This window comes from Streptomyces pilosus (genome assembly GCF_014649835.1).
In the GTDB taxonomy this organism is placed as follows: Bacteria; Actinomycetota; Actinomycetes; order Streptomycetales; family Streptomycetaceae; genus Streptomyces; species Streptomyces pilosus.
Genome location: NZ_BMTU01000002.1, coordinates 85571 through 102621, shown reverse-complemented (window position 1 = coordinate 102621; position 17051 = coordinate 85571). Strand labels below are relative to the sequence as shown.

Below are 17051 nucleotides of genomic sequence, written 5' to 3'. Positions count from 1 at the left end.
CGGAAATCCCGCACCGGCGCCTGCCCCGTCCCGCGTCCGCGGGCGGCACCACACCTCGCGCATACGCGTTGACCAGCGGCGTCACCCCGGGTGCGGGCTGTTCCGGGGCCGGGCCCTAGGGGTGAATAGGGGTGTTTGGCCTCCTTCACCAAATCTAGCCTGACGCCGAGGTGGCGCGTCTTGACGACCCCTTCCTCAGAAGTGTGCACCGCGGTGCCGCGCAGCGACGTGTCGTGCGGTGCAGTGCGGTAATTCCTCACGTACCGGAACAGTGGAGTGCGCGGATGAGCGAGTCCAGGGATCTCATTCCTGACGAGGTGGCGGGCGACGGGGGGCCGGGCGACGGAGAGGCGTTGATCCGGCGGTTGCGGAGTCTGCCGGCCTCGGCCCGTGAGGCCCTGGTGCTGGATCTGGTGCGCACCCGCGCGGCGGCCGTCGTGGCCGCGCTGGCCCCCGGTGCCACGGGCCCGGTGGAGGCCGGACTGCCGTTCCAGGAGCAGGGGTTCGACTCGCTGGCAGCCGTCGAACTGCACGCACGGCTGGTGGCCGCCACCGGAGCGGACCTGCCCGTCACGATGGTCTTCGACCATCCGACGCCCCTCGCGCTGGCCCGTTTCCTGTCCGGGCGGCTGCTCGGCGAGGCCCCCACCCGGAGGACGGCCGCGGACCGGCCGGCCGTCCCGGCGGACGCCGACCCGCACGAGCCGATCGCCATCGTCGGCATCGGCTGCCGCTACCCCGGCGGCGCCACCTCACCGGACGCCCTGTGGCGTCTGGTGGCCGAGGAGCGTCACGCCCTCTCCCCCCTGCCCACCGACCGCGGCTGGGACGTGGACGACCTCTACGACCCCGACCCCGCCAAGCCCGGCAAGAGCTATGTGCGCGACGCCGCCTTCCTGGAGGACGCGGGCGGTTTCGACGCCGAGTTCTTCGGCATCGGGCCCCGCGAGGCCTCCGCCATGGACCCGCAGCAGCGGCTGGTCCTGGAGCTGTGCTGGGAGGCCCTGGAGCACGCGGGCGTCGATCCGCACTCCCTGCGCGGCAGCCGCTCGGGGGCCTTCATCGGCGCGGAGCCGCAGGAGTACGGGTTCCGTCTGCACGAGGCACCCGACGGCCTGGACGGATACCTGCTCACCGGTATCGCGCCCAGTGTCGTCTCCGGCCGCGCCGCCTACACGCTCGGCCTGGAGGGCCCCACCCTCACCGTGGACACGGCCTGCTCGGGCTCCCTGGTGGCGCTGCACCTCGCCTGCCAGTCGCTGCGGCAGCGTGAGTGCTCGCTCGCCCTCGCCGGTGGTGTGGCCGTCATCGGCAGCCCGGGTGTCTTCACCTCCTTCAGCCGGCAGCGGGGTCTGGCCCCGGACGGCGTCTGCAAGCCGTTCGCGGCGGCGGCCGACGGTACCGGCTGGGGCGAGGGGGCCGGTGTGCTGGTCCTGATGCGGCTGTCGGACGCCCGGCGCGAGGGCCGGCGCGTCCTGGCGGTGGTCCGCGGCTCCGCCGTGAACCAGGACGGTGCCTCCAACGGCCTGACCGCGCCCAACGGCCCCTCCCAGCAGCGCGTCATCGAGCAGGCGTTGGCGGCGGCGGGCCTGGACCCCGCCGACGTGGACGCGGTGGAGGCGCACGGTACCGGTACGACGCTGGGTGACCCGATCGAGGCCCAGGCGCTGCTCGCCACCTACGGCCAGGGGCGGCCTGAGGACAGTCCGCTGCGGCTCGGCTCGCTCAAGTCCAACATCGGGCACACCCAGGCGGCGGCCGGCGTCGCGGGGGTGATCAAGATGGTCATGGCGATGCGGCACGGCGTGCTGCCGCGAACGCTCCACGTCGACCGGCCCACCCCGCACGTCGACTGGTCGGCGGGTGCCGTGGAGCTGCTGACCGAGTCCCTCCCGTGGCCGGCGGACGGACGCCCGCGCCGCGCCGGGGTGTCGTCGTTCGGCATCAGCGGCACCAACGCGCACGTCATCCTGGAGGAGGCACCGGGGCAGCAGGCCGGCCCGGCAGCGCGGGAGCGGGCCGAGGACCCGGCCGGCGCCGACGGCGCACCCCTGCCGGCACCGGTGCCGCTGGTCGTGTCGGCCCGGAGCCGGGCGGCGCTGCGCGCCCAGGCCGGGCAGCTGCGCACCCGCCTCGCCGGAGGCGACGGGGAGACGGCCGCAGAGGACGAGCTGGGCGATGTGGCCCACGCCCTGGCCGTCGGCCGGGCCGCGCTGGAGCACCGGGCCGTGCTGCTGCCGTACGGCAGGGAGGAGGCACTGCGCGGCCTCGCCGCCCTGTCGGCCGGCACGGAGCACTCCGCCCTGGTCACCGGGGAGCCCGTCGAGGGGCGCACCGCGTTCCTGTTCTCCGGCCAGGGCAGCCAGTGGGCCGGCATGGGGCGGGAACTCTACGACCGGTACCCGGTGTTCGCCGCCGCCCTGGACGAGGTCGTGGGCCATCTGGACGTCCAGTCGGACCGCCCGCTGCGGGAGGTGATGTGGGACACCACCCCGGCGGCGGACGGTGGGCACCTGCTGGACCGGACGGAGTACACGCAGCCCGCGCTGTTCGCGTTCGAGGTGGCCCTGTACCGGCTGCTGGAGCACTGGGGCGTGGTGCCGGACCTGGTGGCGGGCCACTCGGTCGGTGAGATCGCCGCCGCCCATGTGGCGGGCGTGCTGTCCCTGGAGGACGCGGCGACTCTGGTGGCCGCCCGGGGCAGGCTGATGCAGGCGCTGCCGGAGGGCGGGGCGATGGTGGCCGTGCGCGCCTCCGAGGCGGAGGTCCGCGCGGCGCTCGGTGACCGTACGGATGTCGGTGTCGCCGCCGTGAACGGCCCGGCGTCGGTGGTCGTCTCCGGCGCGGCCGGTCCCGTGGCCGAGATCGCCGGGCGGTTCGGGCGGACCGTCGCCCTACGGGTGTCGCACGCCTTCCACTCCCCCCTCATGGAGCCGATGCTCGCCGAGTTCCGGCGGGTGGCGCAGGTGCTGGACTACCGTCCGCCCACGATTCCGCTGGTGTCCACGGTGCTGGGCGCCGAGGCGGCGCCCGACGACCTGTGCGACCCGGAGTACTGGGTACGCCACGCACGTGAGGCGGTGCGCTTCCACGACGGTACGACGGCCCTGGCGGACGCCGGTGCCACCGTCTTCGTGGAGGTCGGCCCCGACCGGACCCTGACCGCCCTGGTCCAGGAGTCACTTGCCGGCGAGGACGTGCTGACGGTCGCCCCGCTGCGCCGCGAACGACCGCAGGAGCAGGGCCTGCTGGCCTGCCTCGCCCAGCTCCACGTACGCGGCCGGACCGTCCGGTGGAGCGCGGTCCTCGAACGGCACACGGACGGCCGGGCACCCCGGCACGTGGACCTGCCGACGTACCCCTTCCAGCACCGCCACTACTGGCTGCACGCCCCCGCCGCTACCGGTGACGCCACCGGCTTCGGCCAGGCTCCCGCGGCCCACCCGCTGCTGGGTGCCTTGGTCGCGCTGCCCGGCTCGGACGGCCTGGTGCTCACCGGCCGGCTCTCCCAGCGCACGCAGCCGTGGCTGGCCGACCATCTCATCCTGGACACGCCCCTGCTGCCCGGCACCGCCTTCGTGGAGCTCGCCGCCCACGCGGGCGAGCTGACCGGCTGCCCGTGGATCGACGAACTGACCATCGAGGCGCCGCTCGTCCTGCCCGAGCGCGGTGGCGTGGCGCTCCAGGTGACGGTGGGCGGGCCCGACCCGTCCGGGCGCCGCGTCCTCACCGTCCACTCCCGTCCGGAGGACACCGCCGACACCGGCGACGACGGGCAGGGCGGGGAGGGCGGGGAGCAGACGGCGTGGACCCGGCACGTCTCCGGGACGCTGTCCCCCATTGCACCGGCCACCGCACCGGCCGCCGCGCCGCCGGCGGGCGCGGAGGCGGGCGTGTGGCCGCCGCGGGGCGCCGTCCCCGTGGACACCTCCTCGCTGTACCGCGACCTGGCCGCCCTGGGCTACGGCTACGGACCGCCGTTCCAGGGTGTGCGGGCGGTCTGGCGGCACGCGGACGGCGTGTACGCGGAGGTCGCGCTGGACGACGCGACCGCCGCCGGCGCGGACGCCTACGGTCTGCACCCGGCCCTGCTGGACGCCGCCCTGCACAGCGCCGACTTCCTCACCTCCGGCACCGTCCCGCGGGACGCGCCGGCCGCCATCCCGTTCGCCTGGTCCGGCGTGCGGGTGTACGCACGGGGTGCCGCACGCGTGCGGGTACGCATCACCGCCCCGGACGGCGACGCGTCCGGAAGCCTGGCGCTGGAGATCACGGACACGACCGGCGCCCCGGTGGCGTCGGTCGGCTCACTGGTGTCCCGCCCGGTCCCCACCGGACGGCTGACCGCCTCAGGAGCGGGCCCGCGCCCCGTGTACGGCCTGACGTGGGAGCGCGGCCCCGCCGTACCCATGTCGTCGGCGCCGGGCACCTGGGCCCGGGTCGACGGGGCGGCGGAGCTGGCCGCCCTGCTCGACGCGCCCGCCCGCCTGCCCGAGGTCGTCCTCGCCGAACTCCCGGTGCCGGAACCGGCAGCGGGCGGTACCGTGCCGGACCGGGTACGCGCCGCCACCGCCTGGGCGCTCGCACTCCTGCGGACCTGGCTGGTCGACGGGGACGAGGACGGCGCCGACGGGCTGCCCCCCGGTACGCGGCTGGTGTTCGTCACGCGGGGTGCGGCGGCGGTGGGCGCCGACGAGGAGCTCACCGACCTGGCGGGGGCCGCCGTGCGCGGCCTGGTGCGTTCGGCCCAGGCCGAGTATCCGGACCGGGTGGTGCTCGTCGACGACGACGCCGCGCGGCACTCCCCGGCGGGGCTCCTCGCCGCCGCGGCGTCGGCCACCCCGGAACCCGAGTCCGCGCTGCGGCAGGACGCCGTCTGGGTTCCCCGTGCCGTGCGCGTCCCCGGCGGGACGGACGGCGGCCTCGAATCCACCGCGGGGCCCTGGGACCCGGCGGGCACGGTCCTGATCACCGGCGGGACGGGCGGCGTCGGCCGGGAGATCGCCCGCCATCTGGCGCAGCGTCACGGAGTACGCCATCTGCTGCTCGCCGGACGCCGGGGCGAGGCCGCGGACGGAGCCGCCGAACTGGCGGCCGAGCTGACGGCACTGGGTGCCCGGGTACGCGTGGCCGCCTGCGACGTGGGCGACCGGGACGCCCTGGCCGGCCTGCTGGCCGGCATCGACGCCGAACACCCGCTCACGGGCGTGGTGCACGCGGCCGGGACACTCGACGACGCCCTGCTGGGCGGCCTCACCACCGAGCGCATCGACGGCGTGCTGCGGCCGAAGGCCGACGCGGCCTGGCACCTCCACGAACTGACTCGCGAGTCGCCGCTGACCGCGTTCGTCCTCGTCTCCTCGACCTCCGGCCTGCTGGACGCTCCCGGGCAGGGGAACTACGCGGCCGCCAACGCCTTCCTGAACGCCCTCGCCCACCACCGCCGGGCCCAGGGTCTGCCCGCCCAGTCCCACGTGTGGAGCCTGTGGGCGGGCGGTGGGGGCATGGGCACCACCCTCGGCACCGCCGATCTGAGACGCATCGAACGCCAGGGACTCGCCCCGCTCTCCCCCGCGGAGAGCCTCGCCCTGTTCGACCGGGCCTGTGCCGCACCGGACACCGCGGTCGCCCTGACCGTGCGCGTCGACGCGGCCGCCGTCCGGGCCCGCCCGGACGGTATCCCACCCCTGCTCAGGACCGTCGTACGCCCCGTACGGCCGGCACCGCACACGGCGCACCCCCGCCCCGCCGCCGGAGGGCTGCCCGGCCCGGGGCAGGAACTGCCGTTCGCACAGGCCCTGCTCGCCCACCCCGAACCCGAGCGGCAAGAGCGCGTACTGGAGCTGGTGCGCGACCGGGTGGCCGCCGTGCTCGGTCACGACGACGCGACGGCCGTCGAGCCCGCCCGCGCCTTCAACGAGATCGGTTTCGACTCGCTGGCCGCGGTCGAACTGCGCAACCTGCTCAACGCCGCCACCGGCCTGCGCCTGCCCTCCACCCTGGTTTTCGACCATCCCACGCCCCGCGCCCTCGCCGCGCACATCCTCCAGGTGTCGCTGGACACCGTGGCCGGCCCGACCACGGCGACGATGTCGACGGCGGCCACCACGGCGGCCACCACGGTCCCTGCCGACGACGATCCGATCGTCATCGTCGGCATGAGCTGCCGCTACCCGGGCGGCGCGGCCTCACCGGAACAGCTGTGGGAGCTGGTCGCCGAGGGCGGGGACGGCGTGTCACCCTTCCCCGGCGACCGCGGCTGGGACGTCGCGAACCTCTACGACCCCGAGCCCGGCACCCCGGGACGCACCTACACCCGCGAGGGCGGCTTCCTCGAGGACGCGGCCGCGTTCGACCCGGCGTTCTTCGGGATCAGCCCGCGCGAGGCCCAGGCCATGGACCCGCAGCAGCGGCTGCTCCTGGAAGCGTCCTGGGAGGCATTGGAACGGGCCGGGATCGACCCGGTGTCCCTGCACGGCAGCCCGACCGGTGTCTTCGCCGGCGTCATGTACCACGACTGGGGCACCCGGCTGCAGCAGGTCCCCGAGGACATCGCCGGCTACCTGGGCAACGGCAGCCTGGCCAGCGTCGTGTCCGGACGGGTCGCTTACGCGCTGGGCCTGGAAGGTCCCGCGGTGACCGTGGACACCGCCTGCTCGTCGTCGCTGGTCGCTCTGCACTGGGCGATCCAGGCACTGCGGCGCGGAGAGTGCACCCTCGCCCTGGCGGGCGGTGTGACGGTGATGTCCACGCCGGACACCTTCGTGGACTTCAGCCGTCAGCGTGGTCTGTCGGCGGACGGCCGCTGCAAGGCGTTCTCGGCCACCGCCGACGGCGTGGGCTGGTCCGAGGGCGTGGGTGTGCTGGTGGTGGAGCGTCTGTCGGACGCGCGGCGCAACGGTCATCGGGTGCTGGCGGTGGTGCGTGGTTCGGCGGTGAATCAGGACGGTGCGTCGAACGGCCTGACGGCGCCGAACGGTCCGTCGCAGCAGCGGGTGATCCGGCAGGCCCTGGCGGCCGCGGGGCTGCGGGCAGCGGACGTGGATGTGGTCGAGGCGCACGGGACGGGCACCACCCTCGGGGACCCGATCGAGGCGCAGGCGCTGTTGGCGACCTACGGTCAGGAGCGGTCGGCCGATCAGCCGTTGTGGCTGGGGTCGTTGAAGTCGAACATCGGGCATGCGCAGGCGGCTGCGGGTGTGGCCGGTGTGATCAAGATGGTGATGGCGATGCGGCACGGGGTGCTGCCGAAGACCTTGCACGTGGAGGAGCCGTCGTCGCATGTGGACTGGTCGGCGGGAGCGGTGGAACTGCTCACCGAGGCCCGGCCGTGGGCGCGGGACGACAGTCCACGCAGGGCGGGTGTGTCGTCGTTCGGGATCAGCGGGACCAATGCGCACGTGATCCTGGAGGAGGCGCCGGTCGAGGGTGAGACGGAGGACGGTGACTCCGCCGTGCCGCTGCCGGTGGTGCCGTGGGTGGTGTCCGGGCGCGGTGAGGCGGCGCTGCGGGCGCAGGCGGAGCGGCTGGCCGCGTTCGTGTCCGGTCGGGGTGATCTGACACCGTCGGATGTGGCGTTCTCACTGGCCACGACCAGGTCGGCCTTCGAGCACCGAGCCGTGGTCGTAGGGGCCAGCCGTGAGGAGTTGCTGCGCGGGCTGGCCGAGGTGGCGTCCGGTGAGCGGGTCGGTGGACCGCCGGTGCAGGGTAAGACGGCGTTCGTGTTCTCCGGTCAGGGCAGCCAGCGCGCCGGTATGGGACGGGAGTTGTACGAGGCGTTCCCTGTCTTCGCGCGGGCGCTGGACGAGGTGGTCGACGCTCTGGGTCTGCCGCTGCGTGAGGTGATGTGGGAGGGGGGTGAGCTGGACCGGACCGGGTTCACTCAGCCGGCCCTCTTCGCCTACGAGGTAGCGCTCTACCGGCTGTTGGAGTCGTGGGGTGTACGCCCGGACCTGGTAGCGGGCCACTCCATCGGTGAGCTGGCGGCCGCGCATGTCGCGGGTGTGCTCTCGCTGGAGGACGCGGCGACGCTGGTGGCTGCCCGGGCGCGGCTGATGGACGCGCTGCCGAAGGGCGGCGCGATGATCGCCGTCCAGGCGACGGAGGATGAGGTGCGCGAGTGCCTCGTCGACGGTGTGGCCATCGCCGCCGTGAACGGTGCCCGGTTCGTGGTGATCTCCGGTGACGAGGTGGCTGTCACGGAGGTGGCCGCCCACTTCGAGCGCACGGCCCGGCTGAAGGTGTCGCATGCCTTCCACTCACCGCTGATGGAGCCGATGCTCGACGAGTTCCGCCGGGTGGCGTCCGGGTTGACGTATCACGCAGCGGCTCTGCCCGTGGTGTCGAACGTGACCGGTCGCCTCGCCGAGCCGGGAGAACTTCAGGATCCCGAGTACTGGGTGCGGCACGTCCGTGAGACGGTCCGCTACCACGACGGCATCCAGGCCCTGGAGGCCGAGGGCGTCCGCACCTTCGTGGAGGTGGGTCCGCAGGCCGTCCTCGCGGGTCTCGGCTGCGGCGAGGACGCGGTGTTCGTCGCCGCCCAGCGCCGCGACCGCCCCGAGCTCCAGCAAGTCCTGACCGCGCTGGGCGAGTTGCACACCCGGGGCGCCACAGTCGACTGGGCGGCGTTCTTCGCCGGGCGCGGCGCCCGCACCGTCGACCTGCCCACCTACGCCTTCCAGCACCGGCGCTACTGGCTCGACGCCACCGCGTCCACCCACGGCGACCCCGTCGGCCTCGGCCAACTTCCGGTGCAGCACCCTCTCCTGAGCGCCGCCGTGCCCCTGCCCGGTACCGGAGGACTCGTCCTCACCGGTCGTCTCGCCGGTGACGCCCAGCCCTGGCTCGATGACCACGTCGTCATGGGCACGGTGCTGTTCCCCGGCACCGGGTTCGCGGAACTGGCGCTCCAGGCCGGCCGCCACGCCGGTTGCCCCGTCGTGGAGGAACTGACCCTTCACGCACCCCTCGCGCCGGCCACGGGCACCGCGGTGGCCCTGCAGGTCGTCGTGGGGGCGCCGGACACGTCGGGCCGCCGGTCCGTGGAGATCCACTCGCGTCCGGAGGGCCGGGCGGTCGACTCCGACTTCGCCGGCTCCTGGACGACCCACGCCATCGGCTTCCTCAGCCCGCTCCAGCCGGATCCCGAGTTCGACCTGACCCAGTGGCCCCCGGCGGGCGCGGTTCCGCTGGACGTGACCGACGCCTACACGTTGCTGGACGACCGGGGGTACGCCTACGGTCCGGCGTTCCAGGGCCTGCGGGCCGCGTGGCGCGACGGCGACGAGATCTACGCCGAGGTGGCACTGGAGCCCGGCACCGCCGCCGAGGCAGCCGACTACATCCTCCACCCCGCCCTGCTCGACGCCGCCATGCACGTCGACCTGCTGGACGAGAGCGACGGTCCGGTGCTGCTGCCGTTCGCCTGGAGCGGTGTCACCGCGCACGCGGCGGGCGCGGCCGGGCTGCGGATGTGGATCACCAGGCTGGACGGTGCCGAGGCGTCCGTGATGCGGATGGCCGACGCCGACGGTCTGCCGGTGGCCACCGTGTCGAAGCTGGTGTCCCGACCGGTGGATCAGGCACGGCTGGGCGAGGCCGGGGAGCGCGCTGCCGACGTTCCGCTGCACCGGGTGGAGTGGCAGGCCGTGACGGCGCCACTGCCCGCCGACGGCGACCTGCGGTGGGCCGTACTGTGCTCCGGCACTGCGGCTTCCGAGCCGACGTCCGCCGCCGCGGGCCTGGGCGGGGTAGCCCAGTACTCCGATGTGGCGGCCCTGGCGGCCGCCGTGGCCGACCCTTCCGCAGGGCCCGCTCCGCAGACCGTGGTGTTCCCGGTACCCGAGTCCGACGGAGACGGCGCGGACCTGCCGGGCCGCGCCCACGCACTCACCCAGCAGTTGCTGGGCCTGCTCCAGGAGTGGCTCGCCGAGGACCGCCTCGACGGTACGCGCCTGGTCGTGCTCACCCGGGGCGCGGTCGCCGTCGGCACCGACGGGGGCCCGGTCGATCTGGCACAGGCACCCGTGTGGGGGCTCGTACGCGCGGCCGCCGAGGAGAACCCCGGGCGGTTCGCCGTCCTGGACATCGACGGCACCGACGCCTCGGTGAACGCGATGCCTGCCGCCCTCGCACTCGCGGCGGGTGAGCCGGAGTTGGCGCTGCGTACGGGGCAGGCTCGCGCACCTCGCCTGGCCCGGATCAACGGCGTGCTGCCCTCCGGGCCGGACCCGGCCGAATCCGGGTGGCGGTCGGACGGCACGACCCTGATCACCGGTGGCACCGGCGGTCTGGGCGCCGTGCTGGCCCGGCATCTGGTGACGGAGCACGGTGTGCGCCATCTGCTGCTCACCAGCCGCCGCGGCCCCGACGCCCCCGGCGCCGAGGCCCTGCGCGCCGAACTCACCGACCTCGGCGCCCACACCGTCACCGTCACCGCCTGCGACACCGGCGACCGGACCGCACTCGCCGCACTCCTCGCACGGATCCCCGACGAGCGTCCCCTGACCGCCGTCGTCCACGCCGCCGGAGTGGCGGACGGGGGCCTGGTCGCCTCCCTGTCCGGGGAGCAGACCGAACGGGTACTGCGGCCGAAGGTCGACGGGGCCTGGCACCTGCACGAACTCACCCGCCACCTCCCCCTCACCGCGTTCGTCCTCTACTCCTCGGCCGGCGGCCTGATCCTCGCCGCCGGACAGGCCAACTACGCCGCCGCCAACGTCTTCCTCGACGCCCTCGCCCATCACCGCCACCACCTCGGCCTCCCCGCCCACTCCCTCGCCTGGGGACTGTGGGAGGAGAGCAGCGGAATGGGCGAACCCGACGAGGCCGACCTGCGGCGCATGGCCCGGCTCGGACTGCCCGCGCTGAACCGGGAGCAGGGCCTGGCCCTGTTCGACCGCGCGCTGTCCCTGTCCCCCGCCGAGCCGGTGGTGGTCCCGGTGCGAGTCGACCCGGCGGCGCTCCGGGTCCGTGGAGACGATCTGCCACCGTTGCTGCGCGGCCTGTCGCGGGTGCCCGTTCCCCGGGCCTTGGCCGCGGCGCCCGGACATCCTGTGGGCGGCGCTGCGGGCGGCGGCTCCCTCGTCGGCCGGCTGACCGGCCTGCCCGATGCCGAGCGCGACCGGGTGCTGCTGGACCTGGTGCGCGGTCAGGTCGCCAAGGTCCTGGGGCATGACGGCCCGGAAGCGGTCGAGCCGGGACGGGCGTTCCGTGAGCTGGGCTTCGACTCGCTGGCCGCGGTCGAGTTGCGCAACGCCCTGCGCGGCAGTACCGGCCTGGCGTTGCCCGCCACGCTCGTCTTCGACCATCCGACGTCGCTGGCCGTCGCCGAGTTGCTGAAACGCGAACTCTTCGACGCACTGGACGCACCCGATCCGAAGACGGACGCCGGTACGGCCGCCGGGGCGGGCCTGTCCGGAGCGGGCCAGGCGGACGATCCCATCGCCATCGTCGGGATGAGCTGCCGCTACCCGGGTGACGTGCGCAGTCCCGAGGAGCTGTGGCGCCTCGTCGCCGACGGGGTCGACGCCGTCTCCGGATTCCCCACCGACCGCGGATGGGACGTGGAACGCCTGTACGCCCCGGAGCCGGAGGACGGCAAGACGTACGTACGGGACGGCGGCTTCCTGCGCGACGGCGCCGAGTTCGATCCGGACTTCTTCGGGATCAGTCCGCGTGAGGCCCTGGCCATGGACCCGCAGCAGCGGCTGCTGCTGGAGACCGCCTGGGAGGCATTCGAGCGGGCGGGGATCGACCCGGTCTCCCTCCGTGGCAGTCGGACCGGAGTGTTCGCGGGCGTCATGTACGACGACTACGGGACCCGCCTGGGGCACGACGTCCCAGCGGACGTGGTCGGCTACCTCGCCAACGGCAGCGCCGCCAGCGTGCTCTCCGGACGGCTCGCCTACCTCTTCGGCCTGGAGGGCCCCACCGTGTCGGTGGACACCGCCTGCTCCTCGTCGCTGGTCAGCCTGCACCTGGCGGCCCAGGCCCTGCGCAGCGGGGAGTGCACCATGGCCCTGGCGGGTGGCGTCACCTTCCTCTCCACCCTCGACGCCTTCGTGGACTTCAGCAGGCAGCGGGGCCTCTCTCCGGACGGCCGCTGCAAGGCGTTCTCGGCCACCGCCGACGGCGTGGGCTGGTCCGAGGGCGTGGGTGTGCTGGTGCTGGAACGTCTGTCGGAAGCGCGGCGCAACGGTCACCGGGTGCTGGCTGTCGTCCGTGGTTCGGCGGTGAATCAGGACGGTGCGTCGAACGGCCTGACGGCGCCGAACGGTCCGTCGCAGCAGCGGGTGATCCGGCAGGCCCTGACGGCCGCGGGGCTGCGGGCAGCGGACGTGGACGTGGTCGAGGCGCACGGGACCGGGACGACGCTCGGGGATCCGATCGAGGCGCAGGCGGTCATCGCGACCTACGGTCAGGACCGGCCGGAGGACGACCCGCTGTGGCTGGGGTCGCTGAAGTCCAACATCGGGCATGCGCAGGCGGCGGCAGGCGTCGCCGGTGTGATCAAGATGATCATGGCGATGCGACACGGGGTGCTGCCCCGGACCCTGCACGTGGAGGAGCCGTCGCCGCACGTGGACTGGTCGGCGGGAGCGGTGGAACTGCTCACCGAGGCCCGGCCGTGGGAGAGCGACGGCCGTCCGCGCCGGGCGGGTGTGTCCTCCTTCGGCCTGAGCGGGACCAACGCGCACGTGATCCTGGAGGAGGCGCCGGTCGAGGGTGAGACCGAGGACGGTGACTCCGCCGTGCCGCTTCCGGTGGTGCCGTGGGTGGTGTCCGGACGCGGTGAGGCGGCCTTGCGGGCACAGGCCCAGCAGCTCGCCGCACATCTGACGGGGCGCGCGGACCTGACGCCGCAGGATGTGGCGTTCTCGCTGGCCACGACGCGCAGTGTGCTGGAACACCGGGCCGTGGTGGTGGGCCGCGACTCCGACGAACTGCTGCGTGGACTGACTGAGGTGGCGTCCGGCGAGCGAGCCGGTCACACGCCGACCAGCGGTCGCACAGCCTTCGTGTTCTCCGGTCAGGGGAGCCAGCGTGCGGGGATGGGGCGCGAGCTGTACGAGACGTTCCCTGTCTTCACGCGGGTGCTCGATGAAGTAATCGATGCGCTGGGGTTGCCGTTGCGTGAGGTGATGTGGGAGGGGGGTGAGCTGGACCGAACCGGGTTCACTCAGCCGGCTCTCTTCGCCTACGAAGTAGCCCTCTACCGGCTGCTGGAGTCGTGGGGTGTGCGCCCGGACCTGGTGGCGGGTCACTCCATCGGTGAGCTGGCCGCCGCGCATGTCGCGGGCGTGCTCTCGCTGGAGGACGCGGCGACGCTGGTAGCGGCCCGGGCGCGGCTGATGGACACGCTGCCCGAAGGTGGCGCGATGATCGCCGTGCAGGCCACGGAAGACGACGTACGCGCACGTCTGGTCGACGGTGTGGCCATCGCCGCCGTCAACGGTCCGCGCTCCGTGGTGATTTCCGGTGACGAGAAGGCTGTCACGGAGGTCGCCGCCCACTTCGAGCGCACGACCCGGCTGAAGGTGTCCCATGCCTTCCACTCGCCGCTGATGGAGCCGATGCTGGCGGAGTTCCGCAAGATCGCCGCCACGCTCACCTACCACGAAGCGAGCCTGTCCGTGGTGTCGAACGTCACCGGACGTCTGGCCGAGCCGGGTGAGCTTCAGGATCCCGAGTACTGGGTGCGCCATGTCCGTGAGACGGTCCGCTACCACGACGGCATCCAGACCCTGGAGGCCGAGGGCGTCCGCACCTTCGTCGAGGTGGGCCCCCAGGCCGTCCTCGCCGGCCTCGGCTGCGGCGACGACGCGATCTTCGTCGCGACCCAGCGCCGCGACCGTCCCGAGGTCGGTCAACTGGTAACGGGGCTCGGCGAGTTGCACACCCGGGGCGCCACGGTCGACTGGGAGGCGTTCTTCGCCGGGCGCGGTGCCCGCATCGTCGACCTGCCCACCTACGCCTTCCAGCGCAAGCGCTACTGGCTCGACGCCACGCCGTCCGCGCACAGTGACCCGACGGCCCTGGGACAGGCACCCGCCGCGCACCCTCTCCTCGGCTCCGTCCTCGCCCTGCCCGCGACCGGCGCACTCGCCCTCACCGGACGAGTCAGCGCCGACACCCACCCGTGGCTCACGCACCACGCCGTCCACGCGACCACCCTCCTGCCCGGTACGGCACTGGTCGAACTCGCCCTCCACGCGGGTCGTCACGCCGGCATGCCCGTCCTCGACGAGCTCACCCTCCAAGCCCCGCTCACGCTCCCCCACCGGACCGCGCTCGCCCTCCAGGTGACCGTCGGCGCACCCGGGGACGACACCGGTCACCGCACCGTGGAGATCCACTCCCGCGATGCCGACGACCCCACAGCTCCCTGGACCCGGAACGCGGTCGGCGTGCTCGCCCCCGAGGATCTTCACGACGCGGCGCCGCTCCCCGCGGACGCCGCGGTGTGGCCTCCCGCGGGCGCCACACCCGTCCCGGTGGAGACGCTGTACGCGGAACTGGCGGACCAGGGTTACGACTACGGTCCGATGTTCCGGTGCGTACGGCGGGCCTGGAGGCACGACGGGGAGGTCCTGGGAGAGATCGCCCTGCCCGAGGAGGCCGTCGACGCGGCGGAGTACGGGATCCATCCGGCGCTGCTGGACGCCGCGCTGCACCTGACGGACTTCCTGACCGGCGACGGTCCGGCCGACGGCAGTCAGGAGACCAGGATCCCCTTCGCCTGGGCCGGTACGTCCCTGCGGGCGGCGGGCGCCGCAGCCCTCCGGGTGCGGCTGCGGGCCGTGGGCAACGGCGGGGTGTCCCTGGACATCTCCGACAGCGACGGCGGTCCGGTGGCGACCGTGGGCTCCTTGGCGCTGCGCCCGGTGACGGCACGGCAGTTGGGCGGACCGGCGTCTCCCCTGTACCGCGTCGAGTGGCAGCCGCTGTCCGGCTCCGGCCACCCGGCGGCACGGGTCGCGGGTCCGGCGGAGCCGGTCGTGTGGCCCGAGTGGAATGAGATTCCGGACGGTGCAGCGGTGCCGGACGTGGTCGCCCTCTCCGTGACGTCGGGGGACGCGGCCGTGCCGGACCGGGTGCGGGAGTCGGTCCACGAGGTGCTGGCCGCGATGCGTGCCTGGCTGGCCGACGAGCGGTGTGTGTCGTCCCGGCTGGTGGTCGTGACGCGCGGTGCCGTGTCCGCGGACGCGGCGGACGGGGCGGTCGATCTGGGCGCTGCGCCCGTCTGGGGAGCGGTGCGGGCAGCGCAGGCGGAGAATCCCGGCAGGTTCACGATCATCGACGTGGACGGTTCACCGGCGTCCGCCCGTGCCCTGCCCACTGCCGTGGCCCTGGGCGAGCCCGAGCTCGCCCTGCGCGAAGGCGACGTCCGGGTGCCGCGGCTGGCCCGTGCGGCGGCTCCGGCCGCGGCCACGGAGCCGGCCGTACGGTGGTCCGCGGCAGGCACGGTGCTGATCACCGGGGGAACCGGGCTGCTGGGCGCCGTGCTGGCCCGGCATCTGGTGACGGAGCACGGTGTGCGCCATCTGCTGCTCACCAGCCGCCGTGGCCCCGACGCCCCCGGCGCCGAGGCCCTGCGCGCCGAACTCACCGACCTCGGCGCCCACACCGTCACCATCACCGCCTGCGACACCGGCGACCGGACCGCACTCGCCGCACTCCTCGCACGGATCCCCGACGAGCGTCCCCTGACCGCCGTCGTCCACGCCGCCGGCGTCATGGACAACGGCGTGGTGGACGCGATGACACCGGACCGGGTGGCAGGGGTGCTGCGGCCGAAGGTCGACGGGGCCTGGCACCTGCACGAACTCACCCGCCACCTCCCCCTCACCGCGTTCGTCCTCTACTCCTCGGCCGGCGGCCTGATCCTCGCCGCCGGACAGGCCAACTACGCCGCCGCCAACGTCTTCCTCGACGCCCTCGCCCACCACCGCCACCACCTCGGCCTCCCCGCCCACTCCCTCGCCTGGGGACTGTGGGAGGGCACGGCGGGCGACGGTGACGCCCGGGCCGTGGACGCGGGTCGTATCCGCCACCTCGGGGTGCGTGAACTGTCCGCCTCGGAAGGGTTGTCGCTGTTCGACGCGGCGGTCGCTTCGAGCGAGGCGGCGCCGGTCCCCGTACGGTTCGACATGGAGGCGCTGCGCGCGCGGCCGGACGAACTGCCCGCGCTGCTGCGCGGCTTGCTCCCCGAAGTGACGCAGGCCCGTCCTCGTGTGGGGTCGGTTCCGGAGCGGGGCCGGTCGGTGACGGCGGACGGCCGGTCCGCGGTGGCCGGGGCCTCCTCCGCTCCTCAGGCCGAGCTGTCGCTCGCCGAGCAGCTCGCGGAGCTCTCCTGGGAGGAAGCGGGGCGCCTGCTCCAGGATGTCGTCGCGACGCATGTGGCGGCCGTGCTCGGACACGACGGCCCGCAGGCCGTCACCCCCGAGCGTGGCTTCCTGGACATGGGGCTGGACTCGCTGGCCGCGCTGGAACTGCGCAACCGGCTCTCCGGCGCCACCGGGGAGCGGCTGCCCGCCACGCTGATCTACGACTGCCCGACCGTGGTGGCCGTGGCGGAGTTCCTGCGCACCGAGATGGTGGGCGAACAGCCGGACCCGGCTGCCGCGGCAGCCGGGACGACCGGGGTGGCCGCCGGGGCCGGGGTGAACGGTGTTGATCTGGCCTCGTTGGACGCCGACCTGTCGCGGATCGAGCAGATGCTGAGCGCGGTGGCGGCGGACGGGACGGAGGCGGCCCGGATCGAGCGGCGGCTGCGTTCCCTGGCCGCCCTGTGGGCGGAGGCGCAGGGCGCCGCCACGGTGCCGGTGACCGACGACGAGGGCTTGGCCACGGCCACCGCGGACGAGTTGTTCAAGATGCTCGACGGCGAACTGGAGGCCTGAGCGACACCCGAACCTGAGCGACACCCGAACCGGTCGGCCCGTCACCGCGTGTGAGAAGCGGTGGCGGGCCGACCGGCGTGCGGGCGCCGGCCGGCCAGGTCGTGTCGGAGGTGCTGTCCGTCGGCCCCGCCCTGCCGGGCTACA

1 protein-coding gene is annotated in these 17051 nt (G+C 74.2%); it reads left to right on the top strand.

What is annotated here, in order from left to right; genetic code table 11:
- Positions 1–284: 284 nt before the first annotated feature.
- The gene (locus IE118_RS05485; protein ID WP_189556134.1) at positions 285–16907 is read left to right on the top strand and encodes a type I polyketide synthase; all 16623 of its coding nucleotides are present in this window, start codon (positions 285–287) and stop codon (positions 16905–16907) included.
- The last annotated feature ends 144 nt before the right edge of the window (positions 16908–17051 follow it).